The 24,407-nt window shown below is 33.9% G+C and carries 25 protein-coding genes; 10 read left to right on the plus strand and 15 right to left on the minus strand.

The features are described 5' to 3' along the window. Positions 1-197: 197 nt before the first annotated feature. The 5 genes from Q9Q97_RS10185 to Q9Q97_RS10205 all read right to left on the minus strand — a co-directional run bounded on the left by Q9Q97_RS10185 (position 198) and on the right by Q9Q97_RS10205 (position 5,705). A complete protein-coding gene (locus tag Q9Q97_RS10185; RefSeq protein ID WP_306156606.1) occupies positions 198-1,430 on the minus strand; it encodes a hypothetical protein in 1,233 nt (410 codons plus the stop codon). Between the two features lie 179 nt (positions 1,431-1,609). Next, positions 1,610-2,341 carry an iron-sulfur cluster repair di-iron protein gene (ric, locus tag Q9Q97_RS10190; RefSeq protein ID WP_306156608.1) on the minus strand — a complete coding sequence of 244 codons (732 nt, stop codon included), beginning with the start codon at positions 2,339-2,341 and terminating at the stop codon, positions 1,610-1,612. Between the two features lie 26 nt (positions 2,342-2,367). Then, positions 2,368-4,602: a nitric-oxide reductase large subunit gene (locus Q9Q97_RS10195; protein WP_306156610.1), complete on the minus strand. Its 2,235-nt coding sequence runs from the start codon at positions 4,600-4,602 to the stop codon at positions 2,368-2,370. A 103-nt stretch (positions 4,603-4,705) separates the two neighbouring features. Next, positions 4,706-5,233, minus strand: coding sequence for an azurin (gene azu / locus Q9Q97_RS10200; RefSeq protein WP_306156611.1), 528 nt, complete (start codon positions 5,231-5,233; stop codon positions 4,706-4,708). Positions 5,234-5,255: 22 nt separating this feature from the next. Further along, positions 5,256-5,705, minus strand: coding sequence for an Rrf2 family transcriptional regulator (locus tag Q9Q97_RS10205; RefSeq protein ID WP_306157028.1), 450 nt, complete (start codon positions 5,703-5,705; stop codon positions 5,256-5,258). 200 nt (positions 5,706-5,905) lie between these two features. Between Q9Q97_RS10205 and Q9Q97_RS10210 the strand changes: the two genes are divergently transcribed. Both Q9Q97_RS10210 and Q9Q97_RS10215 read left to right on the plus strand, forming a co-directional pair. Beyond that, positions 5,906-6,685 carry an NYN domain-containing protein gene (locus Q9Q97_RS10210; RefSeq protein WP_306156613.1) on the plus strand — a complete coding sequence of 260 codons (780 nt, stop codon included), beginning with the start codon at positions 5,906-5,908 and terminating at the stop codon, positions 6,683-6,685. 35 nt (positions 6,686-6,720) lie between these two features. Further along, positions 6,721-8,235 (plus strand): FMN-binding glutamate synthase family protein, encoded by a 1,515-nt coding sequence (locus Q9Q97_RS10215; protein WP_306156615.1) that lies wholly within the window; start codon positions 6,721-6,723, stop codon positions 8,233-8,235. 39 nt (positions 8,236-8,274) lie between these two features. On the opposite strand, the gene Q9Q97_RS10220 is transcribed toward Q9Q97_RS10215, so the two are convergent. From Q9Q97_RS10220 to Q9Q97_RS10230, 3 genes are all read right to left on the minus strand, one after another. After that, positions 8,275-8,706, minus strand: coding sequence for a hypothetical protein (locus tag Q9Q97_RS10220; RefSeq protein ID WP_306156617.1), 432 nt, complete (start codon positions 8,704-8,706; stop codon positions 8,275-8,277). Positions 8,707-8,971: 265 nt separating this feature from the next. Then, entirely contained in the window at positions 8,972-9,379 is a 408-nt protein-coding gene (locus Q9Q97_RS10225; protein ID WP_306156619.1) for a hypothetical protein, read from the minus strand. 6 nt (positions 9,380-9,385) lie between these two features. After that, on the minus strand, positions 9,386-10,564 hold the full coding sequence (locus tag Q9Q97_RS10230) for a glycoside hydrolase family 88 protein (RefSeq protein WP_306156620.1): 1,179 nt from the start codon (positions 10,562-10,564) through the stop codon (positions 9,386-9,388). 614 nt (positions 10,565-11,178) lie between these two features. On the opposite strand from Q9Q97_RS10230, the gene Q9Q97_RS10235 reads away from it, so the two are divergent. Beyond that, complete coding sequence (locus Q9Q97_RS10235) at positions 11,179-11,559, plus strand: DUF2809 domain-containing protein (RefSeq protein ID WP_306156622.1); 381 nt, start codon at positions 11,179-11,181, stop codon at positions 11,557-11,559. On the opposite strand, the gene Q9Q97_RS10240 is transcribed toward Q9Q97_RS10235, so the two are convergent. Next, the gene (locus Q9Q97_RS10240) at positions 11,540-13,318 is read right to left on the minus strand and encodes an ABC transporter ATP-binding protein (protein WP_306156624.1); all 1,779 of its coding nucleotides are present in this window, start codon (positions 13,316-13,318) and stop codon (positions 11,540-11,542) included. The genes Q9Q97_RS10235 and Q9Q97_RS10240 overlap by 20 nt on opposite strands. 77 nt (positions 13,319-13,395) lie before the next feature. Between Q9Q97_RS10240 and Q9Q97_RS10245 the strand changes: the two genes are divergently transcribed. The 3 genes from Q9Q97_RS10245 (at position 13,396) to Q9Q97_RS10255 (ending at position 17,085) form a co-directional block, all read left to right on the plus strand. Beyond that, complete coding sequence (locus Q9Q97_RS10245; protein ID WP_306156626.1) at positions 13,396-13,974, plus strand: non-canonical purine NTP diphosphatase; 579 nt, start codon at positions 13,396-13,398, stop codon at positions 13,972-13,974. 203 nt (positions 13,975-14,177) lie between these two features. Further along, positions 14,178-16,097 (plus strand): DEAD/DEAH box helicase, encoded by a 1,920-nt coding sequence (locus tag Q9Q97_RS10250; protein WP_306156628.1) that lies wholly within the window; start codon positions 14,178-14,180, stop codon positions 16,095-16,097. 205 nt (positions 16,098-16,302) lie between these two features. Next, complete coding sequence (locus Q9Q97_RS10255; RefSeq protein WP_306156629.1) at positions 16,303-17,085, plus strand: carboxypeptidase-like regulatory domain-containing protein; 783 nt, start codon at positions 16,303-16,305, stop codon at positions 17,083-17,085. Between the two features lie 158 nt (positions 17,086-17,243). Here Q9Q97_RS10255 and Q9Q97_RS10260 read toward each other — a convergent pair whose 3' ends face one another. From Q9Q97_RS10260 to Q9Q97_RS10270, 3 genes are read right to left on the minus strand one after another with little or no spacing between them, the layout of a single operon-like run. Further along, a complete protein-coding gene (locus tag Q9Q97_RS10260; RefSeq protein WP_306156630.1) occupies positions 17,244-18,704 on the minus strand; it encodes an aminoacyl-histidine dipeptidase in 1,461 nt (486 codons plus the stop codon). A gap of 15 nt (positions 18,705-18,719) precedes the next feature. Continuing rightward, positions 18,720-19,013 carry a type II toxin-antitoxin system RelE/ParE family toxin gene (locus Q9Q97_RS10265; RefSeq protein ID WP_306156632.1) on the minus strand — a complete coding sequence of 98 codons (294 nt, stop codon included), beginning with the start codon at positions 19,011-19,013 and terminating at the stop codon, positions 18,720-18,722. Then, a complete protein-coding gene (locus Q9Q97_RS10270; RefSeq protein ID WP_306156634.1) occupies positions 19,010-19,222 on the minus strand; it encodes a hypothetical protein in 213 nt (70 codons plus the stop codon). Before Q9Q97_RS10270 ends, Q9Q97_RS10265 begins: the two co-directional genes overlap by 4 nt. A gap of 85 nt (positions 19,223-19,307) precedes the next feature. On the opposite strand from Q9Q97_RS10270, the gene Q9Q97_RS10275 reads away from it, so the two are divergent. Genes Q9Q97_RS10275 through Q9Q97_RS10285 form a run of 3 tightly spaced genes read left to right on the plus strand, consistent with a single transcriptional unit; the run spans position 19,308 to position 21,548 of the window. Beyond that, entirely contained in the window at positions 19,308-20,369 is a 1,062-nt protein-coding gene (locus Q9Q97_RS10275) for a DUF3810 domain-containing protein (protein ID WP_306156636.1), read from the plus strand. Between the two features lie 43 nt (positions 20,370-20,412). Then, positions 20,413-20,907, plus strand: a complete 495-nt coding sequence (locus Q9Q97_RS10280) for an RNA polymerase sigma factor (RefSeq protein ID WP_008462500.1) — start codon at positions 20,413-20,415, stop codon at positions 20,905-20,907. 8 nt (positions 20,908-20,915) lie between these two features. Continuing rightward, positions 20,916-21,548: a hypothetical protein gene (locus tag Q9Q97_RS10285; protein ID WP_306156641.1), complete on the plus strand. Its 633-nt coding sequence runs from the start codon at positions 20,916-20,918 to the stop codon at positions 21,546-21,548. A 176-nt stretch (positions 21,549-21,724) separates the two neighbouring features. Here the strand turns inward: Q9Q97_RS10285 and Q9Q97_RS10290 are convergent, their stop codons facing one another. Further along, positions 21,725-22,534: a 1-acyl-sn-glycerol-3-phosphate acyltransferase gene (locus Q9Q97_RS10290; protein ID WP_306156643.1), complete on the minus strand. Its 810-nt coding sequence runs from the start codon at positions 22,532-22,534 to the stop codon at positions 21,725-21,727. A gap of 131 nt (positions 22,535-22,665) precedes the next feature. Beyond that, positions 22,666-23,310 (minus strand): CoA pyrophosphatase, encoded by a 645-nt coding sequence (locus tag Q9Q97_RS10295; protein ID WP_306156645.1) that lies wholly within the window; start codon positions 23,308-23,310, stop codon positions 22,666-22,668. A 92-nt stretch (positions 23,311-23,402) separates the two neighbouring features. On the opposite strand from Q9Q97_RS10295, the gene Q9Q97_RS10300 reads away from it, so the two are divergent. Then, positions 23,403-23,840: a DUF4268 domain-containing protein gene (locus tag Q9Q97_RS10300; protein ID WP_306156646.1), complete on the plus strand. Its 438-nt coding sequence runs from the start codon at positions 23,403-23,405 to the stop codon at positions 23,838-23,840. A gap of 140 nt (positions 23,841-23,980) precedes the next feature. Here the strand turns inward: Q9Q97_RS10300 and Q9Q97_RS10305 are convergent, their stop codons facing one another. Next, positions 23,981-24,391, minus strand: a complete 411-nt coding sequence (locus Q9Q97_RS10305; RefSeq protein ID WP_306156648.1) for a hypothetical protein — start codon at positions 24,389-24,391, stop codon at positions 23,981-23,983. Between the last annotated feature and the right edge of the window lie 16 nt (positions 24,392-24,407).

Below are 24,407 nucleotides of genomic sequence, written 5' to 3' on the forward strand. Positions count from 1 at the left end.
TCAATTAAGCTTCGGAGAAGCGCAATATTTATAGAAACATTACACATCACATTTTAAAGCTCCAGCGGAGCGACATATTTATCACGGTAGCAAATTTATATTCCTAATATGATTATATAAATATGTCGCCCCGCTGGAGCTTCTTTATCTACTATCTTATTTTTCTATAAAAACACCGTCCCTCTGGGACTTTTTTCTTAATCTGTTGCTTTTTCTAAATTGTCAAATTTCAATTTTATTATAGAAACCATAATTAAAGCTAAGCCTAAAACCAAAAGAATACTGAATATCAAAATACTCTGAAAATATCCTGAAATACTTCCTCCTCCAAAAAAGAAAAACCAGCCTTGCAAAAACAATAAAACTTCAGTCAAAATATATCCTAAAATAAAAATCTTTACTCCTATTTTTAATGCAGAAGAATTGGAAGAAAGCATTTTATTCTGAAGCAAAATCCCAAACAAAAATCCAGTTATGATTCCTAAAGTCGTTAAATGAATAAAACCAATTACAAAATTTCTGATTTGATGGGACACTTCTGCCAAATTGGGGAAAATAGTCAGTAATTGGATTCCGACTTTCAAAAACAAGGAAGTTAAAGCTAAACCATAAACCAATTTAGTTGTTTTATCTAAAGAACTTTTGAAAGTGCTAATTTGAGGTTTTAGCATTTTATAGAAATAAATAAAAACTCCCAATTGAATTAAAACTCCAACTCCATTGATATAACTCAAAATATCATTTTCGACAAACCAGCGAATTGGAAAACAAACGGTTAAAAGCGTAGAAATAACCATAAAGAAGTAAAACTTTCTAAATTTTATCTCATCAATTTTATCTTGAAATTGTTTTAAAAACAAAGCCAAAATCGCTAATATAAACCAGCCATTAAATTGAAAATGAAGAAAGAACTGAATGGCAATCTGGTAAAAAGCACTTTGTTTTCCTAATGTGCTTACGGCCGGTCCGAGACACCAGACTCCGCAAGTAGATAAAATCATAAATAAAATCGAAGTCAATAAAAGTCTCTGCGCTGGAGTTTTTTCTTTGGAAGAATCTTTCCAAACCAAACGGCAAAAAACATAGCTCAGCAAAATATGCAGAGTCGAAAAAACAATAGAAAACAAAGCATATCCTTGAATGGGAAAAGCAATCATCATTCCGATTACGGAAAACTCTGTCAGCCAGAATAAACGGTTATAGATCGGTTTCTGACTTTTTTCTTTTGGAATAAAAAAATGAACAATCAAAACATAAACGATCAAATATACCCAGCCCAACATAGCTACATGCGAATGCGTATGAAGCAGAAAACTGTAGTTTAGAAAATCTAACGGAAAGAGATACATAAAACGCATTAATAATCCGAAAATACAGGCAATCAGAAAATTAAAAAAACAGCAGAGTATCCAGCTTTTTTGAGAATTCATAACGTGCATTTTATTTGTGCAAACGTAACCAATGATTTTTAAGCCACGAATTCACGAATTACATTGTCTTTTCAATTTTAATCCAATTTCGCAAATTAAAATTCGTGAAATTAAAATCATTTCAATCAATAAAGATTAGTATAATTCGTGAATTCGTGGCAAAAAAACTAAAATTAACCTTATTCTACTTCAACAAAATCTTTTTCAAGAAGAACTGCTTTTGGAAATAAAATATTGTTCTCCAAATGAATGTGTTTATGCAAATCTGCTTCGAACTCTTTCAGCATGGCAAAAGTTACTCGGTAAGTGGTACAAGCGTCTGCCGGCGGATTATAATTATTGGTTAAAGCTGCAATTTCTCTAAAACGCTCTCCTTCGTTATCATGCTCGTGCATCATCATCGCAATCGGATTTGAAACGGTTCCGAAGGAAGGCTGAGATAAAATTCCATCAGATTCTTTCGTTTTCACCATTCTTTTCACAAATGGAAACAGAACCAATTCTTCTTTTTTCATATGCTGAGACAATTCGCCTGCACATCCAATAAACAATTCATTTATTTTAAATAATTCTGGATGATTTGCTCCGTGAACTTTACATAATTTATCTAAAAACGGAAGAATTACGTTCGTTTTTTCTTCCACATAACGATGATGTGTTTTCTCGATATAATCTGCCAATAAATCTAAAGGCCAAGAATTGAAATCAATGTTTCCGTTATTTTCTGATTGTGCAACCTGTAGAACATTTTCTAATAATGCATCTGCGTCAATATTTTGTTTTTCGCAGACTTCGGTAACTGTTCGGTTTCCTTTACAGCAAAAATCTATTTTGTATTTAGAAAATACTGCAGCTGTTCTAAAATCTTCAGCTACAAATGATCCAATTGTTTTGTTTTTTAAATTTTCCATGATAATCATTTTTTAAGTTTTGTTTTTTATTTTTTGTTTTTTAATGTGAGTTCAAATACAAACCAGGCCATAGTAATGAACCCGATTCCAAAAATCGAATCTCCAATGGCACGAAGCCACTTTAAGGTAATCATTGCAGGCTGTTGCATTAATTCTGATGAACGCGCGTACCACATTCCGTGATTAATACTTTCAATTGCTTGCCAAATTCCAATTGGAAGAAGGCTTAGAATGGCCATCAGAAATAAACCAATATTCAAAGACCAGAAAGTAATACTAAGCAGTTTGGTATTCCAGCTTACATTTCGGTATAAACTTCTTAGTACAAATAATACCAGACCAATTCCTAACATTCCGTAAACACCAAACAAAGCAGTATGTCCATGTAATGGCGTGGTATTTAATCCTTGAACATAATACAATGCTATTGGCGGATTAATAATGAATCCGAAGATTCCAGCTCCAAGGAAATTCCAGAATGCTACAGAAATCATAAAATAAATCGGCCATTTGTAATCGGCTATCCATTTTGTTGATTTTGACAGTTTATAATTTTGATACGCTTCAAATCCTATTAATGTCAGCGGTACTACTTCCAGTGCACTAAAAGTTGCTCCTAATGCCATAATTGCTGTTGGTGTTCCAGAGAAATACAGGTGGTGGAATGTTCCTAAAATTCCTCCAGCCATGAAAATAATCGTGGCAAACAATACATTTAAAGTTGCTGTTTTGGTTTTTAATAATCCTAAACGAACAAATAAAAAGGCAATTACTACGGTTGCAAATACTTCAAAGAAACCTTCAACCCAAAGGTGAACAACCCACCATCTCCAATATTCTGCAATGGCTAAATTGCTTTGTCTTCCCCACATTAATCCGGCTCCGTAAAACATTGCGATTGCAGTACAAGAAACTAAGAACAATATGATTAGGTTTTTCTCTTCTGTTTTTTTCTTTAAAACTGGAAGCAATGGACGAATCATTAAAGCCAGCCATAAAAACAGTCCCACTAAAAGGAATATTTGCCAGAAACGCCCTAAATCAACATATTCGTAACCTTGATGCCCAAACCAGAAATTTTGAACTAAATTCAGTTTTTGCATTACTCCAAACCATTGTCCGACCATTGAACCTAAAACAATAATCAATAAAGCAATGAACAAGAAGTTAATGCCAAAACATTGAAACTTAGGATCTTTACCCGAAACTGCTGGAGCAATATACAATCCTGTTGCCAGCCAAGCTGTTGCAATCCAAAAAATAGCCAATTGCGTGTGCCAGGTACGCGTTACGGCATAAGGCAGAATTTTATCAATTGGGATTCCGTATAAACCATTTCCTTCAACTCCATAATGCGCCGTTATAATTCCGAACACCATTTGCAGCACCATCAGTAAACTTACGATCCAGAAATATTTGGTTACCAATCCCATCGATTTGGTTTTGCCTTGTTTGATAATCGGATCTTCTTTTGGCAGCGGAAACTCTTCTTCCTCACCTGACTTTGCATGATAGAAAACTAAGATTCCTACACTTAAAATCAATAAAATGATACTTACTCCAGACCAAGCCAAAAGTTCTGTGGTTGCAACATTTCCAACCAATTCGTCTGAAGGCCAGTTGTGTGTATATGAAATATCTCCATCAGGTCGATTGGTTACTGTTGCCCACGTCGCCCAGAAGAAAAAAGCATTCATTTTATGCATTCTATCTACATCTGTAATAGAGTTTTTAGGAATTGCATAGTCGCCTCTCAGTTTATCAAATTTTGGATCATTCGTAAAAAGACCTTTATAATATTCACTTAAATATTCAATCGCAGCCAAACGGTTTTCAGAAATAGTAAGAACACCTGTTTCGGAATTGTAACGATTGGTTCGCACATCCTGCTGCAGCCGAATCTTCAGAGCCGACTGTTTTTCAGCATCCAACTCGGCATATTTCTTATTAAAATCCTTTTTCGCATAAATATCCAGTATAACCAGTGCTTCTCTATGCAGCCAATCTGCGGTCCAGTCTGGGGCCACATAGGCGCCGTGTCCCCAAATAGATCCCACTTCCTGGCCTCCTATACTCTGCCAGATATTTTGTCCGTCTTTAATTTCGCTTTCGCTAAAAACAACTTTTCCTGAATCGGTTACTATTTCTTTCGGTACTGGGGGTCCCTGCTGATAAATTTCGTAACCATAATAACCAAGCACTGCAAATGATATACTCATCACTAGTGCAAAAACTAGCCATAATTTTTTTTCTCTTTTCATTTCCTTGGGGGGAATTTGAAATAAAAGATAATTTTATCTTTTATTGGTTTTAAAAAAAACTCCAACTTAAAACATTGGAGTCTGTGGTATTTATTTTGTTTTTTTATTCAACAATTAATACACCTTTCATCATAGCCACGTGACCAGGGAAAGAGCATATAAACGGATAAGATCCTTTTTTATCAATTGTAAACTCAATTGTATCTTCTTCTCCACCGCCTAATAATTTAGTGTGCGCAATAATTGAAGCTTTTTCAGATTCTGGAATATAATCTGTTGCTTTAGCGTCATTTGCTTTTAAAGCGAAGTTTGACTGATCTGTTCCTTCTTGTAAGATCACTAAATTGTGTCCCATTGCTTCTTTAGGGATTTTTCCAACATGTTTCAAAGTCAGTTTGATTGGTTTCCCTGCAACCGCTTTCAACTCACTTGTATTAAACTGCATTTGATCATTTCCTTCAATAACTAATACATTTTCTTCTGCTGCTGGGGTTACAGGAGCTGCTTCTCCTTCTGTAGAAGTTTCAGTTGTCTCAGTTTGATCTGCTGGAGCTGTTTCTTTTTTACCGCAAGAAGTTATTGTTAAAAATCCCATTAGGATTAATAGTGAAATTTTGGTTTTTGTATTCATTTTTAAGATAATTTATTTAATATTAATCGTTTATATTCAATGTTTTTAAAAAGAAATCGCCCGATTTTACGTCTGAAGCGAGTTGTTCTAAAGTAGTTTTAGTCAGCATTTCTAAAAGCAAACCTCGTATTTTCTTGAATTCATGATGAACAGGACAAGGATGCTCTTCTGAACATTCTTTTAAACCAATACCGCAGCCGCTGTAAATTTTATTTCCGTCTATCGCATCTACAATCTGAATTAATTTTATTGATTTTGATGCTTCTGGAGAAACCTCAAAGCCGCCCCCTACTCCTTTTGCCGAATGAATAATGCCATTTTTGGTCAAAATCTGCATAATCTTGGCGGTAAATGGTTCTGGAGAATCGATTTCTTTTGCGACATCTTTTATTCCAACCCTTATCCCTTTTGAAGATTTGGTTGCAATAAATATTGAAGCCCTTATTCCGTATTCACACGCTTTTGAAAACATACATCCTTTAATTATTCTTAGCAAAGATAGATAGGTTTTACATAAAAGACAAATTTATCTTTAATTAATTTTATAACTACTGAATATTATTTATAATGAAACTAATTAGTGCTAATTGAAAAACTTATTCGGCATTGGATTCTTATAAAAACCAATTTTAATTTTAACTTTGAGAGTATTTAATTTTAAATATTAAAATAATGCCTTTAAGCAATTCAAAAGATTTAAAACTGGCAGTTCTTATTGATGCAGACAATGTGCCTTACAGTAATGTAAAAGGCATGATGGAAGAAATTGCAAAATTAGGAACGCCAACCACAAAAAGGATTTATGCCGACTGGACAAAACCTAATGCAAATGGCTGGAAAGGCGTTTTATTAGAACATGCTATTACTCCTATTCAGCAATACAGTTATACCGTTGGAAAAAATTCATCAGATTCTGCTTTGATTATTGATGCCATGGATTTGCTGTATTCTGGAAAATTGGACGGTTTCTGTATTGTTTCTAGTGACAGCGATTTTACACGACTTGCCATAAGACTTCGCGAATCGGGTATGAAAGTGATTGGTATTGGAGAAAAGAAAACACCAAACTCCTTTATTGTTGCCTGCGACCGATTTATTTATATTGAAGTATTAGACGGCGCCACTCAAAAGAAAAAGCCAAAAGCAGTTGCTGCTGATACTAAAAAACCTGTAGAAAAACCTTCAGACAAAGCACTTCACAAAATAGACAAACAGACTATAGAACTTATAGAAGACACCATTACTGACATTGAAGACGACGATGGCTGGGCTTTTTTAGGAGATGTCGGCAATTTGATTGTGAAGAAAAAACCTGAATTTGATCCTCGAAATTATGGTTATTCTAAACTGACTCCGATGCTTAAATCATTGACCGATATTCTGGAAATTGACGAAAGAGAATCGGACAAAAAAGGAATCAAACACGTTTATGTGCGTTTAAGATTCAACTAAGATTACATTTATTACCTATTTAATTTTTTAAAAACATGAGAAAAAAATTCTTTATTTACGGATTCTTATTGTTTCTAATTGTTGCTGCAATTTACTACTATACTGGACGCGGTTATTTACTCGTTTTTATTATTCCCCTTTTATTGATTGTCGGAGTTTACAATGCTTCGCAAAAGAAACATGCTATTTTACGAAACTTTCCTGTTTTGGGCTATTTCAGGTATTTGTTTGAAATGATTGCGCCTGAAATCCAACAGTATTTTATTGAAAGATCTACAGACGGAAAACCTTTTTCTAGAAATCAGCGCTCATTAGTATACCAAAGAGCCAAAAATATTGATTCGAATACTCCTTTTGGAACACAATTAAACTTAAACACAGAAAATTACGAAGGAATAAAGCATTCTATTTTTCCAGCAAAAGTAAATGAAGAACTTCCTCGCGTTTTAGTTGGGGGAAAAGATTGTAAGCAGCCTTACTCTGCTTCGTTATTTAATGTTTCGGCTATGAGTTTTGGTTCGTTAAGCGAACATGCCGTTCGTGCCATTAACCTTGGTGCGAAAAAAGGAAATTTCTACCAGAATACTGGGGAGGGAGGATTAACCGATTATCATTTAGAAGGAGGCGGCGATATTACTTGGCAGATTGGAACTGGATATTTTGGATGCCGTGATGCAGAAGGAAATTTCAGTCCCGAAAATTTCTCTGCAAAAGCGAATCTTCCGAATGTAAAGATGATCGAAATTAAACTTTCGCAAGGTGCAAAACCAGGTCACGGAGGTGTATTGCCAGCCGCAAAAAACACCGAACAGATTGCCAAAATTAGAGGTGTGCAGCCACATACCACAATTCTTTCTCCTCCCGGCCATCACGCTTTTTCTGATGCGAAAGGATTAATTTATTTCGTTAAACAATTACGCGATTTATCTAACGGAAAACCAATCGGATTTAAACTATGTATTGGAAATACTGCCGAATTTGAAGCGATCTGCCAAGAGATGATCAATGAAGATATTTATCCAGACTTTATAACAGTTGACGGCGCAGAAGGTGGAACTGGAGCAGCTCCTCTAGAATTTGCAGATGGTGTCGGAATGCCTTTTGAACCTGCATTAATTTTCGTTAATAAAACTTTAGTCCGTTTAGGGATTCGCGATAAAATGAGAATTATCGGTAGCGGAAAAATCATTTCTGGCTATTCTATTTTACATGCAATTGCATTGGGCGCAGATATGTGCAACAGTGCGAGAGGATTTATGTTTTCTTTAGGCTGTATTCAAGCGCTTCGCTGCCATAATAACGAATGTCCAACTGGAGTGGCAACGCAAAATAAAATGCTGATGAAAGGTTTGGTGGTTACAGATAAATCTGAAAGAGTTTTTCATTTTCATAAAAATACGTTGCATGCTGCAAATGAACTTTTGGCTGCGGCAGGCAAAAGCAGTTTTGCAGACGTAGACATTAGTATTTTCATGCGAGGCGACGAATTTGCCAATTTATCTGATCAATATTTCCCAGATAATTTGAAAAACGTTACGCAGTTCTCATAAATAAAAAAAACTCTTCAGATGAAGAGTTTTTTTTTTAAACTATAATTTTGCCGTTTCTTTATTTGGGCTCGCGGTTCCTTCCAAAACTGCCAATTCCTCTTGATCTACCAATTCTTGTGCTAAAATAGCATTATTGTAGGCCAAGAAATAAACATCAAACTTTACTCCTTCTGCAATTAGCGATGAAGAGATCTGGTCGTTTTTAACCATTTCTTTTAACAGAGCTGGAAAAGATTCTTTATAGGCTAATTTGTTTGCATCATTTTCTTCTAAATTGGTTTCAATTCTAATTTCAATTTTATTTTCATTTAGAAAAGCTTTTGCCGTTGTGCTCGTAATACCGCTTCCTTTTATAGAAGAAGAATTGTTATAATTACTTACATGTTCTTGGATTTTCTGCTTGGTATTTTTACAGCTAACTAAAAACAATGCAAAAGCAACAACAAATGCGATTTGGGTAATTTTTTTCATAATTTTTTGGTTTAATAGTTATTTTTTAACTCAAACATAACCAATTCACAACATAAAAACAACACCCAGTAACAAAAAACACTTGTATAATTATTTGAATACAAACTCATTATGTACTTAAAAAAGAAAAAATTGTAAGAATAAAAACGTTTGTTTTAGATTTTACTTTTAGTTCAAATACAAAAAAGTCTCTTTAAATATAGTTTAAAGAGACTTTTAATATGTAAGAATTAAAACGGTTTATTTTACTGTAAAACTTACCTCATTATTTCAAAAAATCTTTGAGAGATTCGCCAGTTAGCACTTCTTTGTCTAGAACTGTATTATCATCTGCTAGAAAATAAACATCAAATTGAACTCCTTCTTCAATCAATTGTCTTGGAATTTGATCTTTATCAATCATTCCTTTGATCAATTTCGGAAAAGAAATAACCGCAGCTGATTTATTTGCTTCATTTTGCTCTAAATCGGTTTCAAAACGCAATTCAATCTTATCATCGTTAATATAACCTCTTGCTGTAGTAAGGGTTACATTATCTGCTCTAAAACTTGGAGCTATCGTTTTGTTATACGTAACAACATACTCTTGAAGTTTTTGTTTGGTGTTTTTACAGCTTACAAGCATTAAAACTGCGATTACTGCAAATGCAATTGGGCTTATTTTCTTTAGCATAATCTTTTATTTTAGTTTCTGAAGTCTTAAAAGTGCTTCAAGATAATAATAATCTGCGTAATTTATAGAACAATCTATCTCACTTCCTGCAGGTTTATGACCCGTTGAATGCAATAAAAATGCTGAATTAACGTCATGACTCTGATAATGGTCTGAAAGTGAAACAATCATCTTCTTCGCTTTCGCTAAATATTCCTTTTTTAGATTCTTGTCTTTTGTGTACGAACTTAATTCTAAAAGTGCAGAAGAAACAATCGCAGCAGCAGAAGCATCTCTAGGTTCGTTTGGAATATTTGGCGCGTTAAAATCCCAATACGGAATTAAATCTTCTGTTGTTAATTTATCCAAATAAACACGAGCTAATTTATGAGCAAAATCTAAAAATTTAGGATCTTTTGTTTCTCTGTAAGTCATTGTAAAACCATAAATAGCCCACGCCTGACCGCGCGCCCACATACTGTCATCACTATAACCTTGTGCCGTTCTGCCTTTTATCTTTTTCCCAGTTTCGAAATCATAAATAATGACGTGATAAGAAGTATTGTCTGGTCTGAAATGATTTGCCATTGTAGTTTCGGCGTGTTTTACAGCAATATCATATAGTTTTTTGCTTCCTCCGTTTTTTGAAGCCCAAAACAAAAGCTCCAAATTCATCATATTATCAATAATGGTATTGTGACCGCCCATTTTATTGTGAGGCCAAGACTGAATTGTTCCCACTTTCGGATTAAAAAGTGTTGCCAATGTATCAGCAGTTTTTAAAATGATTTCTTTGTATTCTGGATTTTTTGTCAAACGATACCCGTTTCCAAAACTATTAAAAACCTGAAAACCTAAATCGTGATCTCCCGCTTTAGAAACAGACAATGGCGTTAAGAATCGAGTAAATTTATCGGCTGCTGCCTCCCATTTTTTATCTTTGGTTGCTTCGTACAAAAACCACAATTCTCCAGGCCAGAATCCGCTTGTCCAATCTTTGTAGCCAACAAATTTCCATTCTTTGCTTCCGTTTGGAACTGTTCGTGGAGAAGTTCCGTCATTCGGAATTACTTTTAAGGTTTTTGATGCTTGTTCTGCACAATAATCTAATTGCTTTTTAATATTAAACGAATTGTCTTTTTGAGAATAGCCTTGATTTAAGAAAAGAAACAAAGCTGCAATCAGGGTAAAAATTTTTGCCTTCATGTGGTTATTTTGATAGTGAGTTAATTGAACCGATAAATTTATGAAATAAAGTAATGTAGAAGCGTATTTGTATTTTTTGTACCGCAAAAATGTACTATTAAAGGTGTTTTGAGAATATATTAGGACGAGTTTTACCGCAAAGAAACGCAAAGATTTACGCAAAGGTTCGCGAAGATTATATCCTAAGAGATCGCAAAGATTTTCCGTAGAGACGCACTGCAGTGCGTCTACGCAAAGATTGGCAAATAGATTGCCATTTGTCAGGCTGAGCGGAGTCGAAGCCCCGCAAAGATTGTCGATTCTCTTTGTCGAGTTTCTAGCATGTCCTTCGACTCCGCTCAGGAAGACATAAAATGAGGAAATTATTCTATAACATTTAGTGTCAGCAAAGCTTTGAAAAAATAAAAGCACAAATAGAAATACGTTGTGACTACTAGGAAGGCTTCGACTCCGCTCAGCCAGACAAAAAAAACTCAGATTAAAAAACAGGATAGACTTAAAAAACTTCTCCTACTAAAATATTTTCTCTTTGTCAAAGTTTGGAACTTTGACAAAGTGGACACATCAAAACTGTCTAAAAGAATTGTAGATTTGTTTCTATAAAATAATCAAATTTGAACAAACCAAGAATCTATTATTTACTAGTTTTCCTGAGCGTCATTATTTTAGGAATACTTTCGAGAAAAATCTCTTTTATCCCTCTCTGGATTGGCGATTTTCTTTATGCGGTTATGATTTACTTTTCTCTTAGAATCTTTTTTCCTCTAAAAAGCTTTTTCTTTTTAGCAGCAATTTCACTTTTTATTTGTTATTGCATTGAGTTTTTACAGCTTTATCAAGGAGAATGGATGATTGAGCTTAGAAAAACACTTTTTGGCAGATATGTTCTAGGACAAGGATTTTTATGGTCGGATATTCTAGCTTATACCTTCGGAATTGCAATTGCTTTTTCAGTAGATAAATTTGCTTTTAATTTTAATCGAAAGTTTGCGTAATTTTCTCGATGTTTAAACTATTGGCCATTGCCATAAATATTTGATAGTAAACTCCTTTATTATCATACAATTGGTCGTGTGTTCCTTTTTCTACACATCTTCCTTTTTCTAGCACCACAATATTTGAAGCGTCAATAATCTGCGAAATGCTGTGCGAAATAATAATTACGGTTCTGTCTTTCTTTATAGCATCCAAAGATTTTTTAATCTGCTCTGTTGCAATAGCGTCTAAACTGGCGGTGGGTTCGTCCAGAAATATTATGGGCGGATTTTTTAGAAACAATCTTGCAATCGCAATACGTTGCTGCTGTCCGCCAGAAAGCAAATGCGCATCAGAATTGTAGCCTTTTGGCAATTGAATAACTTGTTCGTGAATATAGGCTTGTTTTGCTGCTTCTATGACTTCGTCATGCGTGGCTTCTGGATTTCCGTAGAGAATATTTTCTGCGATTGTACCTTTAAAAATATGGTTTTTCTGTAGAACCAATCCAATATTTTTTCGAAGAAAATCGGTGTTATAATCTTTCAGATCTCTTCCATCCAAAAGTATTTGTCCCGAAGAAGGCAAATAAAATTTATCCAATAAATTAATAATCGTACTTTTTCCAGCTCCACTTAATCCGACTAATGCCGTAGTTTCATTTGGTTTCACCGTAAAATTAACATCATAAAGCGCCTGAGTGCCGTTTGGATATTTAAAATCTACATTTTTAACTTCAATTAATCCGATAATTTTCTCTGGAATAAAATCTCCCGTAGTTTCAATTTCATTATCAGATTCCAAAATATCAAAGAAACCTTCAGAATAAATCAAAGCATCGTTTACTTCATCGTAAATTCGATGCAATTGTCGAATTGGAGATGATACATTATTAAACAACATAATATGAAACATGATTGCTCCAATTGTCATTTGATTATTCAAAACAAAATAAGCTGTCAAAATGATAATAATTACGACTCCAATCTGCTCGACAAAACTTTTTATGCTTTCAAAAATAAAACTCGTTTTTCTAGTTTCGAGCTGATTTTCGGTCATTTCAAATTGAATTTTCTGATGACGATCGGCTTCAGCAGGCTCACGAACAAACGATTTTATAACCGTTATCGATTCGATTAAACTAATAATTCCGTTGTTTTTTGTTTCGCGATAATTACGCATTCTTCTTCTAAAACCGCTCAATTTCGTTGCCTGTAACTGACTAATGTAAAAGTAAATAGGAATAATGCATAAACTCACCAAGCCAACATACACATTAGCATAAAACATAATAACTAAAGCCACAAATGCATTTGCAAAAAGAGGGAGAATATCTATAAAAAAGTTTTGAACCAATCGTGTCAAACTACTAATTCCGGCATCTATTCTAGTCTGCAGTTTACCGCTTTCATTTTCATCTGAAGTATAAAATTCCATTCTGTAGCTTAGAATTTTTTCGACGATCGTTTGAGAAATATCACGAGTGATAAAAATGCGGAGTTTTTCTCCGTAGAATTTTTGTCCAAACTGAACTACCGAATTGACCAGTTCTTTAGTTAACAAAACAATGCTAATTATTCCGAGTAAATGAAATCCTTTTGATAATGGTTCATGAGCAACCATTAAATTATTGATGGTATCAACAGTATATTTTAGGATTACAGCATTTACCTGTGCTGCAAACGATCCTAAAAAAGTTAGCAGTAAAGTTGCGATTACCATTTTTCTGTACGGCTTTACAAAAGGCAGGATTTTTTTATAAAGTACTGATAATTGCATTTATTTGAATTTTAGCTAACATATCAAATATAAGAATTCTAAATTTGTGTTGAAAATCATTTAAATACTTTAATTCTATGAAACTCGTTTTCGCTTCAAACAACAAAAATAAAATCGCAGAAATTCAAAGCATGCTTCCTGAAAGCATTAAAATATTAAGCTTAGAAGATATTAACTGTTTGGAAGATATTCCAGAAACTGCTGATACTATTGAAGGAAACGCCATTTTGAAAGCCGATTATGTAACTCAAAAATATGGTTACGATTGTTTTGCAGATGATACGGGATTAGAAGTAAACGCTTTAAATGGAGAACCTGGAGTATATTCTGCCCGATATGCAGGCGAGCAAAAAAATGCAGATGATAATATGAACAAGCTTTTGGAGTCTTTAAAAAATGAAGAAAATCGCAGCGCCCAGTTCAAGACCGTTATCACTTTAAACTTAAAAGGACAGCAATATTTGTTTACCGGAATTGCAAAAGGAAATATTACACATGAAAAAACGGGAACAAACGGTTTTGGTTATGATCCTATTTTTAAACCTGAAAATTTTACTGAGACCTTTGCAGAACTGCCTTTGGAAACCAAAAATACTATAGGTCATCGCGGAAAAGCTGTTAAGCAACTAATTGATTTTCTGAGCACCACAAAATAATTGTTTAAAATACAACATTTTAGACGCTAAATTTTACATTTTACGACGTGTTTTTTAGCGTATTTCTTCATTGTATCTGAAAAATAATTTTAATAAAACTGTAACTTTTTGATAATCAATTCTTAACAAATACATAATTATTAAAACTGCATTAGTTTATCTGAATAATTAACAGTAATTTTGCACCCTATTTTAAAACACATATGAATAAATTTGAACAATTAGGATTGAATGAATCGTTACTGAAGGCGATTTTAGATCTAGGATTTGAAAATCCGTCAGAGGTACAGGAAAAGGCGATTCCCCTATTATTGGAAAAAGACACGGATATGGTTGCGTTGGCTCAAACAGGGACAGGGAAAACGGCAGCTTTCGGTTTTCCGCTAATCCAAAAAATTGATGCTGACAACAGAAATACACAAGCATTAGTTTTATCGCCAACTCGCGAGTTATGTTTACAGATTACTAACGAACTTAAAAACTACTCAAAATACGAAAAAGGTATTAATGTGGTAGCAGTTTACGGAGGAGCTAGTATAACAGAGCAAGCAAGAGAAATAAAGAGAGGTGCGCAAATTATTGTGGCAACTCCAGGAAGAATGCAAGACATGATTAACAGAGGTTTGGTAAACATTAAAAACATAGATTACTGTGTTCTTGATGAGGCAGACGAAATGTTAAACATGGGATTCTACGAAGACATTGTATCTATTTTATCAGATACTCCAGATGAAAAAAGCACATGGTTGTTCTCTGCAACTATGCCGCAAGAGGTTGCCAGAATTGCAAAACAATTCATGAGCGAACCAGTAGAAATTACTGTAGGAACTAAAAATTCTGGTTCTTCTACAGTATCTCACGAATTTTACTTAGTAAACGCTCGTGATCGTTACGAAGCTTTAAAGCGTTTAGCTGATGCTAATCCAGACATTTTTTCTGTAGTTTTCTGTCGTACAAAAAGAGACACGCAAGCTATTGCAGAAAAGTTAATTGAAGATGGATATAGCGCCGCTGCGTTACACGGAGATTTATCTCAAGCGCAACGTGATGGTGTAATGAAATCTTTCCGTGGAAGACAAATCCAAATGCTTGTTGCAACCGACGTTGCTGCACGTGGAATTGACGTTGATAACGTAACTCACGTTGTGAACTATCAATTGCCTGACGAAATTGAAACGTACAACCACCGTTCTGGACGTACTGGTAGAGCTGGAAAATTAGGTACTTCTATTGTAATTGTTACAAAAAGTGAATTACGTAAAATTTCTTCTATCGAAAGAATCATCAAACAGAAATTTGAAGAAAAAACTATTCCATCTGGAATTGAAATCTGCGAAATTCAGTTATTGCACTTAGCAAACAAAATTAAAGATACTGAGGTTGATCACGAAATTGACAACTATTTACCAGCAATCAACAATGTTTTGGAAGATTTATCTAAAGAAGAGTTGATTAAGAAAATGGTTTCAGTAGAGTTTAACCGTTTTATTGCTTATTACAAAAAGAACAGAGATATTTCTACTCAATCTTCAGACAGACGTGAAAGAGGAGATTCTGAACCAAGAGAATTTAGCAACAACGGAGCAGTTCGTTATTTCGTAAATATCGGTTCAAGAGACAACTTCGACTGGATGTCTTTAAAAGATTACTTGAAAGAAACATTAGATTTAGGTCGTGATGACATCTTTAAAGTTGATGTAAAAGAAGGTTTCTCTTTCTTTAACACAGATCCACAATTTACAGACAAAGTAATGGACGTTTTAAACAATGTTCAATTAGAAGGTCGTCGTATTAATGTTGAGATTTCTAAAAATGATGGTGGCGGAAGACGTGACCACAACAACCGTGGCGGAAGAAGAGATTCTGGATCTAGAAGAGACGGAAACTTTGCTCCAAGACGTGAAGGTGGATTTAGAAGTGATAGAAATTCTTCAAGAGACGGAGGTTCACGTGATGGTGGCTCTAGAGATGGAGGGTTCAGAAGCGACAGAAACTCATCTTCAAGAAGAGAAGGCGGTTTCAGAAGTTCTGCTCCAAGAACAGAAGGTGGCTCAGACAGAGCTCCAAGACGTTCAGACAACTTCGGCGATAGCTCAAGACCAAGAAGATCAAGAAGAGATTAATAATTCAATTTCTTAAATACAAAATCCCAAATTCCAGACATACTTGGAATTTGGGATTTTTTTTACGAGAATTTCATTCTCATTAAATGAGTTTTGTAATTCAAAAAAGCAATACTGCTGCCTTTGTTAATTTTCTTATAATTAAATTCCAAGACTATGAGATATTTAATCCCGATTTACTACTTTTAGACCTTTAAATCAGGATATGAAATATTTCGCAGTTTTCTTTTTTACACTTCTCGCCAACCTTGGTTTTGCGCAAGATACGCAAGATACACAGCCAACAGTTCCACAAAGAGTATCAGGTTATGTTATTAATGACGACAGCAAGCAACCGCTTTCTGGGGTAAACATCATTAATACCAATAAAGTACGTGGTGCAAAATCTGACGAAAAAGGATATTTCGAAATTGATGTTCAAGTCAACGATACACTTCATTTTTCTATTCTAGGATTTCAATCGTTAAGAATCAGAGTTACAAATGACTGGATAAAAAATAAAGTGACTAGAATTCAACTTACCGAAAAAGCAATTGCTTTGGAAGAAGTTGTTATTGCTCCTTTTTCTTTGACAGGATATCTTGAAATCGATTCTAAATTAATTCCAACAAAAGAAAACTATCGTTATAGTATATCTGGCCTTACACAAGGTTACGAGGCTGGAGAATATGCACCAAATGCTTTCGGAAAAGTCCTCGGATCTATTTTTAATCCCGCCGACGTGCTCTATGGATTTTTTGGTAAAAATGCCAGAGAACTCAAGAAACTAAAGGAAATGAAAAAAGATGATACGGTACGAACGCTTTTAGAATCGAAATACGACCGAGAAACAGTCGCTGTACTATTAGGCATCAGCAAAGATGAAATTCCCGAAATCATGCATCGCTGCAACTATTCTGATTCGTTCATTCAAAGTGCAAATGATCTCCAGATTATGGACGCAATCAGCGCTTGTTACGAACAATATAAAGTCTTAAAGAGAAATTAGTAATCAGTGTTCAGTTTTTTAGTGTTCAGTGTTTTTACTGTTCTTTTAAAAACAAACTCTTATAAAACAAAAAAAGTGGCCAATGGCCACTTTTTTTATACTTTAATCGCTAATCACTTTTTTAGACTGAACACTAAAAAAACTGAACACTGAACACTCTATTTAACTGGTATATTAGAAAGAATTTCTAAAACGAATTTCCAATATTTTTGAGCAGAAGAAATACTTGCTCTTTCATCTGGAGAGTGTGCGCCGTGAATTGTTGGCCCAAAAGAAATCATATCCATATCAGGATAATTTGTTCCTAAAATTCCGCACTCTAAACCGGCGTGACAAGCCACAACTTTTGGCTGTTCTCCATTTTGTTTTTCGTAGATTTCTTTTAAAACTTCTAAGATTTCAGAGTTCACGTTTGGAGTCCATCCTGGATAAGAACCAGAAAGCTCTACTTCGCAACCAACCAATTCAAAAGCAGAACGCAATGAATTAGCCAAATCAAATTTTGAAGATTCAACAGAAGAACGTGTTAAACAGCCTACTAAGATTTCTCCATCTTTAATCACTACGCGAGCAATATTGTTTGACGTTTCAACCAAATCAGCCATATCAGCACTCATTTTATATACTCCATTCTGAGCAGCATAAATCGCTCTGATAATTCCTTCCTGAACTCCTAAATCCATTACTTTTTCAGGCAAATCACCTTTCACGATTTCAATAGACAAATTAGGCTCAGTTGTTTTGTATTCCGCTTTGATATCAGAAATAATTTCCTGCATATCATACACATACGCTTCATCAAACATTTGAGAAATAATTACTTTCGCAACGCTTTCTCTCGGAATTGCATTTCTAAGACTTCCTCCATTAATTTCAACAATCTGCAAACCAAAGTTTTCAAATGCATCAAATAACAAACGATTCATAATCTTATTAGCATTTCCTAAACCTTTATGAATATCCATTCCTGAATGCCCTCCGTTTAAGCCTTTTACCGTAATAGTATATCCAACAGAACCTTCTGGAACTTCTTCTTCATGATAGGTTCTAGTTGCTGTTACATCAATTCCGCCAGCACATCCAATATCAATTTCATCATCTTCTTCTGTATCCAAGTTCAATAAAATCTGGCCTTGAAGAATACCTCCTTTTAAGTTTAAAGCTCCTGTCATTCCCGTTTCTTCGTCAATCGTAAACAAAGCTTCAATTGCAGGATGCGGAATATCTTTACTTTCTAGAATAGCCATAATTGTCGCTACTCCTAATCCATTATCAGCACCTAGTGTTGTGCCACGCGCGCGAACCCAGTCACCATCAACATACATATCGATTCCTTGCGTATCGAAATCAAAAATAGTATCAGCATTTTTTTGATGCACCATATCCAAATGCCCTTGCATTACGATCGGCTTACGATTTTCCATTCCTGGAGTCGCTGGTTTTCTTATGATTACGTTTCTGATTTCATCTTCGAAAGTTTCTAAACCTAAGCTGTTTCCAAAGTTTTTCATAAACTCAATTACACGCTCTTCTTTCTTCGATGGACGCGGAACTTCGTTTAAATCTGCAAATTTGTTCCAAAGTGCTTTTGGCTCCAGATTTCTAATTTCTTGACTCATTATATTTTGTTTGAATTATTTTGGATATTTTGATGGACTCATGGATGTATTAAAAACTGATAAAATATTTACCGTTTTTAATTCTTCATCAATAAAGTAAAAAATTATAAATGGAAATTTTTTAACAGGCAAACCATGATAATCTTTATATCGTATTTGAAAATAAGGTTTTTTAGTTAGCAATTCAATGTGCTCATTAATTACTTGAAAGAAATGATCTCCTAAATCTTTTTGTTTAGATTCATAATAATCAATTGCATCCTGAATATCAAGAATTGCTCTTGGTTCAATTACAACTTCAAAAATCATTTCTTAGATTTAAAAACCAGTTGTTTTTTTGCTTCTGTCCAAGGAATAAAATCTTCTTTTTTTGAAGTAGATCTGCGATGATCTAACAAATTTTTCATTTCTTCAGACACAGCAAAATCATTAATTACAGTTTCGTAATTAAATTTCTCAATCAATTTCATAAAGAAAGTCAATTCTTCATCTGGAATATTTAACGTGATTTGTGTCATTTTTTCCTTATCTATAGTACAACAAATTTATAAAAAATAAAACAAAGTACGATTTAATTATTATTTTTATAAAAAAGTAAACCGAGTGAAAAAAAAATATATTCTCCCACTATTTCTTCTTGTTCAAATCATTTTTTATAAAACCCTTCCCTACTTTCCCGATTTTGTTGAAGGCTTTTACAGCAAGAATTTATTCCTTAGAATTTCTCATTTTTCAAGAACCGTTTTAGGTAAAATTCCTTTTTCTGTCGGCGACATTATTTATGGCCTTTTACTTATTTCTATTATTAGCTGGTTTTGGAAAATTAGAAAAACATGGCGAACAGATTGGAAAGATCACCTTTTAACCATCTTAGGCAAAATCTCTGTTTTTTACTTTTTCTTCCATCTGCTTTGGGCTTTCAATTATTATCGCGAACCTCTTTTTCAAAAAATGGAAATCAAAAAAGAGTATACAGATGCTGATCTTTTGGCTTTTACAAAAAGATTGATTGCAAAAACAAATGAAGTTCAGTTTCAAATCACAAAAAACGATAGTGCTAAAGTTGTTTTTCCGTATTCGCAGAAAGAATCATTTAAGATGATTTTAAATGGTTATGATAATTTAGCAAAAGAACATCCCTATTTTAAATACAAAACTATAAGCGTAAAGAAATCACTCTTCAGCGTTCCATTAACTTATATGGGATTTGGCGGTTATTTAAATCCGTTTACGAACGAAGCTCAGATTAATTATTTATTACCAATGTACAATTTTCCTCTAACCACATCTCACGAAATGGCGCATCAGATTGGTTTTGCAAGCGAAAGTGAATGCAATTTTATTGGAGTTTTGGCTTCTGTTAAAAACGAAAATCTTTATTATCAATATTCAGGATACAGCTTTACCTTAAGTTATTGTTTAGGAATTTGGAAATATAAAAATGAAAAGATATTTAACCAGTTGAAGAAAACTGTTCACGTTGGAATTTTAAAAAACTATCAAGAAAGCCAAGATTTCTGGAAAAAATACGACACGTTTATCGACGAAGGTTTCCACTTTCTTTGGGATAATTTTTTAAAAACGAACAATCAAAAAGATGGAATGGAAAGTTATAGTAAGTTCATCGATTTAACGATTAATTATTATAAAACGAGAAAATTATAATTTCAACTGTAACAAAAATGATTTCACAACTACTAATATAAATATGAGCGAAAATCTAGAACAGTCATTTGTTGCGCAGCTGCAGGCAAATCAGAATATAATCCACAAGATTTGTAGATTATATACTGCTGGCGAAGATGCTCACAAAGATCTGTTTCAAGAGATTACCATTCAGCTTTGGAAAGCTTATCCAAAATTTAGAGGCGACAGTAAATTTTCGACTTGGACGTATCGTGTTGCCTTAAACACAGCAATTACCTTATACCGAAAAACCAAAAGAACTATTTCGACCGTAGATTATGAAAACCATCAGCATTTTGTAAAAGATGTTGACTACAATTATGAAGAAGAAGAACAGATAAAACTGATGTATAAAGCAGTTTATCAATTGAATGACATCGAAAAGGCATTAGTTTTTATGTATTTAGAAGACAAAGATTATCAAGAAATAGCTGAAACCCTCGGGATCAGCGAAGTGAATGCGCGCGTGAAAATGAACAGAATTAAGGGGAAACTTAAAAAAATACTAAATCCTTAAAAATTATTATGAAAGAACTGGATTTACTAAAAAAAGACTGGCAAAAGAACGCTGCTTCTTTTCAACAAATTTCTGAAACGGAGATCTACAAAATGATTCACAAAAAATCATCATCTATTGTAAAATGGATTTTGATTATCAGCATTTTGGAAATTTCTTTCTGGACATTTTCGAATTTATTCATCAATACAGACGATGTACTGCATAAAATGAATCACCCTGAAATTGTAACTGCTTTAGAATTTTTAACGTATTTCAATTATATAGTAGTATTGATTTTTGTTTACATCTTTTATAAAAATTACAAAACAATTTCGACCACAATAGCCACAAAATCTCTGATGAGCGCTATTTTAAAGACTCGTAAAACAGTTCAGTATTATGTCTGGTACAATTTAGGAATGATAGTAATTACAGCAATTCTGAGCTTTTTTATCGCTTTTGTTTACAATCCAGATATGGAGTTTCTTAGAAACAAACTGGCCATGAACGGAAAAGCCATGTTTGTTACAATCGGAATCTTGTTCCTAGTAATTTTAGGTTTCTTTGGATTGTTCTGGTGCTTTTACAGAGTTATTTACGGAACGCTTTTACGCAGATTATACGCGAATTATAAAGAGTTGAAGAAGATAGATTTTTAATCAAAGTTACAAAGGTCCAGAGTTACAAAGGGACAAAGTTTTTTGAAATAAAAACCCTAAACTTGAAACAAACTTATTTGTCACCCTGAGCGAAGTCGAAGGGCGTAAAGTTGAGCTTCATTTTAACTCAACAAAACAAAAAACAATCTAAAATTTAAAATCAGAAATCTAAAATTCTAATACTCCCATTGTCTCAATCTGTTGAGTTCTTCCTGTGCTTTTATTTCTTCAGCTGGAATAACTTTTAAGAATGAAGGGTGCTGTTCGATTGCGTATTCTACTTTTTCTACGATTTGCTCGATGGTATCGTTTTCATAATCAATATCAAGAGGTTCTTTGATGATGAAAGATTGCAGAATTCCTTTTTTCTTTAGTCGAAGTCCTTTTTTGTCAAACGAGCGGCGGAAACCATCAATTACAATCGGAATAACGATTGGTTTGTGCTGTTTAATGATATGCGCAGTTCCTTTACGAACTGGTTTAAACGATTTTGTAGTTCCTTGCGGAAAAGTAATAACCCAACCATCTTCGAGCGCAATTCTGATATTTTCGGTATCATTTGGGTTTACATCACGTTTTTCAGTAACATCGACACCTTTAGCGCGCCAAGTTCGCTCTACTGTAATAGCACCAACATAAGCTAAAATTCTTGGCAATAATCCCGCTTGCATCGTTTCTTTGGCCGCAACATAATAAATGTTCATTTTTGGCTGCCATAAATAACCAATATTCTTAATGGTATCCTGACGTCCTGATAAACTGGCATTAAAGACGTGAAACATAGCTACAACGTCTGCAAAATAAGTTTGATGATTGGAAATAAACAAAACATTAGTGTCTGGAAGCGTTTTAATAATTTCAGATCCTTCAATCTGCAATTCATTAAAACCTCTATATCTCTTATGAGTCATCGCACCAAGAACTCGGATTAACCATTTCTTGATGAATAATATATGCCCAAAAGGATTTCGCTTAAACAATCCCATAACTAATTTGTCTTATTTTTTGTGAGTTCGCAAACATACAAAAATTATTCTTTTAGCAACACTTTTACACAATTTCTACGATTTGCAGTTATCCAAATGAATATCAAATCGTTAACTAAACTTTACTAAATTTATTTCGCGATTGCAGCTTTCAGCACATCTCGCAATTCACTTAAAATCATTGCTGTGGCTCCCCAAACCACATGATTTTGAATATTAAAGGCTGGAACCAAAATATTTGCTCCATAAGAAGTTGATAATCTGGCATCGATAATGATATCATCATTTAAAAAAACAGAAATAGGCAGTTCTATAATTCCAGCTACTTCTCGCACATCGGGATAAAAAGAAAGTTCTTCTTTGGCAATTCCCAAAAAAGGGTGCACCAAAAAATTGCTTGGCGGAATATACATGGGCGAAAAATGTTTAATTACCTCTATTTTATCTCTTGTAATTCCGACTTCTTCATGTGTTTCTCTAAGTGCTGTGGTTTCAAAATTTATATCTTCCTTTTCATATTTTCCTCCTGGAAATGCAATCTGAGCCGAATGGACTCCATCATAAGCATTTCTAACGATCAAAACCAGATGAGTTTTTTCCTGTTTTGGATAAAACAGCATCATTACTCCCGCCATTCTAGCGTTTAGTCCTTCAATATCAAGATTTTTTAATCCCTCTATACGCTCTTTGGGAGCCATTTTTAAGTGTGATGTCACTGCTGGTAATTCAATTGGAATTATATTGGGAACATATTTTAAAAAGTCTTGAAAATTCATAATCAAAGCTTATTTTTGTATTTTCAAATAAAACATAAATATACTCCAGAAAACGCAGTACCGCAAGTTTTCTAATCTTAAAGCCTAAAAAAATGTACAGCAGAGAAGAATCGCAACGAATAAAAAGAGAATTTTGGGTAGCATTTGCCGAAAAATACCCTCGCAAATGGGTGCTTTATGATACCAAAATCAAAGATTTCTCTTTTAAATTTTATGTTGACAATAAAAAGGCACAGGTTTTAATTGACATTGAACACCGAAGCGATGAGAAACGTGTTGCCTACTTCGAAAAATTGGAAGCTTTAAAAAATATTCTAGAAGAAGAGTTTATTAAAGATCTGGTTTTTGAAAAAAATTATACTCTTGAAAGTGGCAAAACCATCAGCCGAATTTGGGTCGAAAAACTAGGCGTTGGTTTTAGCAATAAAAATACGTGGGACACTATTTTCGATTTTTTCAACGAAAAGATGCATGCGCTGGAAATGTTCTACTTAGAATATGATGAGTTTATTAAGGATGTGGAGGGTTAAAAAAGCTACTAAGGTGCTAAGCTTCTAAGGATCGAAGTCTCATACATAATAAATAATAAACCCGACAGGTTTTAAAAACCTGTCGGGTTTGCTATATAAACCTAGAAGCTTAGCCTCTCAGCACCTTAGAACCTTAGCAACTAAACATTAAAAATATTATATACAATTATATGATCGTCATAATTGATATAAAGCTGTTTGCGGTAGTCTTGTTTTTTTCGGGTGATGATTGACAGTTTGCACTCTTTTCCGTCGTTGTCTTTACACAAAAAAGAATAGGTTATATCAGTATCATTTTCTTCCCTTTCGATGTAATCTAAAATACTGAAAAGTTGGATTTCTTGAGAATAAACTACAATTCTATGTTTATTTGTATCTAAAACGACTGAAAGATTTACCAAATCGAGATTCGACCACTCGCCCCATTTTCCTCTTTCGTTTTTTTCTAGAACGCTAAAGCCTGAAGTCTTAAAATGATAGGACTGACTTTGAGCTTGTTGAAGACCAAATCCTAAAAAAAGTAGTAGTATATAAGTGCGTATAGAATTCATAAATTATTTCTTGCCG

The sequence above is a fragment of the Flavobacterium sp. DG2-3 genome (genome assembly GCF_030730925.1).
In the GTDB taxonomy this organism is placed as follows: Bacteria; Bacteroidota; Bacteroidia; order Flavobacteriales; family Flavobacteriaceae; genus Flavobacterium.

What these genes read in the sequence shown, in the direction of transcription:
- Q9Q97_RS10225 (WP_306156619.1), bottom strand. Translation starts at nt 9,379, where the DNA reads ATGCTAAAGAAAATAAGCCCAATTGCATTTGCAGTAATCGCAGTTTTA.
- Q9Q97_RS10280 (WP_008462500.1), top strand. Translation starts at nt 20,413, where the DNA reads ATGAGCGAAAATCTAGAACAGTCATTTGTTGCGCAGCTGCAGGCAAAT.
- azu (WP_306156611.1), bottom strand. Translation starts at nt 5,233, where the DNA reads ATGAATACAAAAACCAAAATTTCACTATTAATCCTAATGGGATTTTTA.
- Q9Q97_RS10230 (WP_306156620.1), bottom strand. Translation starts at nt 10,564, where the DNA reads ATGAAGGCAAAAATTTTTACCCTGATTGCAGCTTTGTTTCTTTTCTTA.
- Q9Q97_RS10285 (WP_306156641.1), top strand. Translation starts at nt 20,916, where the DNA reads ATGAAAGAACTGGATTTACTAAAAAAAGACTGGCAAAAGAACGCTGCT.
- Q9Q97_RS10255 (WP_306156629.1), top strand. Translation starts at nt 16,303, where the DNA reads ATGAAATATTTCGCAGTTTTCTTTTTTACACTTCTCGCCAACCTTGGT.
- Q9Q97_RS10295 (WP_306156645.1), bottom strand. Translation starts at nt 23,310, where the DNA reads ATGAATTTTCAAGACTTTTTAAAATATGTTCCCAATATAATTCCAATT.
- Q9Q97_RS10215 (WP_306156615.1), top strand. Translation starts at nt 6,721, where the DNA reads ATGAGAAAAAAATTCTTTATTTACGGATTCTTATTGTTTCTAATTGTT.
- Q9Q97_RS10250 (WP_306156628.1), top strand. Translation starts at nt 14,178, where the DNA reads ATGAATAAATTTGAACAATTAGGATTGAATGAATCGTTACTGAAGGCG.
- Q9Q97_RS10210 (WP_306156613.1), top strand. Translation starts at nt 5,906, where the DNA reads ATGCCTTTAAGCAATTCAAAAGATTTAAAACTGGCAGTTCTTATTGAT.
- ric (WP_306156608.1), bottom strand. Translation starts at nt 2,341, where the DNA reads ATGGAAAATTTAAAAAACAAAACAATTGGATCATTTGTAGCTGAAGAT.
- Q9Q97_RS10220 (WP_306156617.1), bottom strand. Translation starts at nt 8,706, where the DNA reads ATGAAAAAAATTACCCAAATCGCATTTGTTGTTGCTTTTGCATTGTTT.
- Q9Q97_RS10265 (WP_306156632.1), bottom strand. Translation starts at nt 19,013, where the DNA reads ATGATTTTTGAAGTTGTAATTGAACCAAGAGCAATTCTTGATATTCAG.
- Q9Q97_RS10245 (WP_306156626.1), top strand. Translation starts at nt 13,396, where the DNA reads ATGAAACTCGTTTTCGCTTCAAACAACAAAAATAAAATCGCAGAAATT.
- Q9Q97_RS10305 (WP_306156648.1), bottom strand. Translation starts at nt 24,391, where the DNA reads ATGAATTCTATACGCACTTATATACTACTACTTTTTTTAGGATTTGGT.
- Q9Q97_RS10270 (WP_306156634.1), bottom strand. Translation starts at nt 19,222, where the DNA reads ATGACACAAATCACGTTAAATATTCCAGATGAAGAATTGACTTTCTTT.
- Q9Q97_RS10240 (WP_306156624.1), bottom strand. Translation starts at nt 13,318, where the DNA reads ATGCAATTATCAGTACTTTATAAAAAAATCCTGCCTTTTGTAAAGCCG.
- Q9Q97_RS10300 (WP_306156646.1), top strand. Translation starts at nt 23,403, where the DNA reads ATGTACAGCAGAGAAGAATCGCAACGAATAAAAAGAGAATTTTGGGTA.
- Q9Q97_RS10195 (WP_306156610.1), bottom strand. Translation starts at nt 4,602, where the DNA reads ATGAAAAGAGAAAAAAAATTATGGCTAGTTTTTGCACTAGTGATGAGT.
- Q9Q97_RS10290 (WP_306156643.1), bottom strand. Translation starts at nt 22,534, where the DNA reads ATGGGATTGTTTAAGCGAAATCCTTTTGGGCATATATTATTCATCAAG.
- Q9Q97_RS10205 (WP_306157028.1), bottom strand. Translation starts at nt 5,705, where the DNA reads ATGTTTTCAAAAGCGTGTGAATACGGAATAAGGGCTTCAATATTTATT.
- Q9Q97_RS10185 (WP_306156606.1), bottom strand. Translation starts at nt 1,430, where the DNA reads ATGAATTCTCAAAAAAGCTGGATACTCTGCTGTTTTTTTAATTTTCTG.
- Q9Q97_RS10260 (WP_306156630.1), bottom strand. Translation starts at nt 18,704, where the DNA reads ATGAGTCAAGAAATTAGAAATCTGGAGCCAAAAGCACTTTGGAACAAA.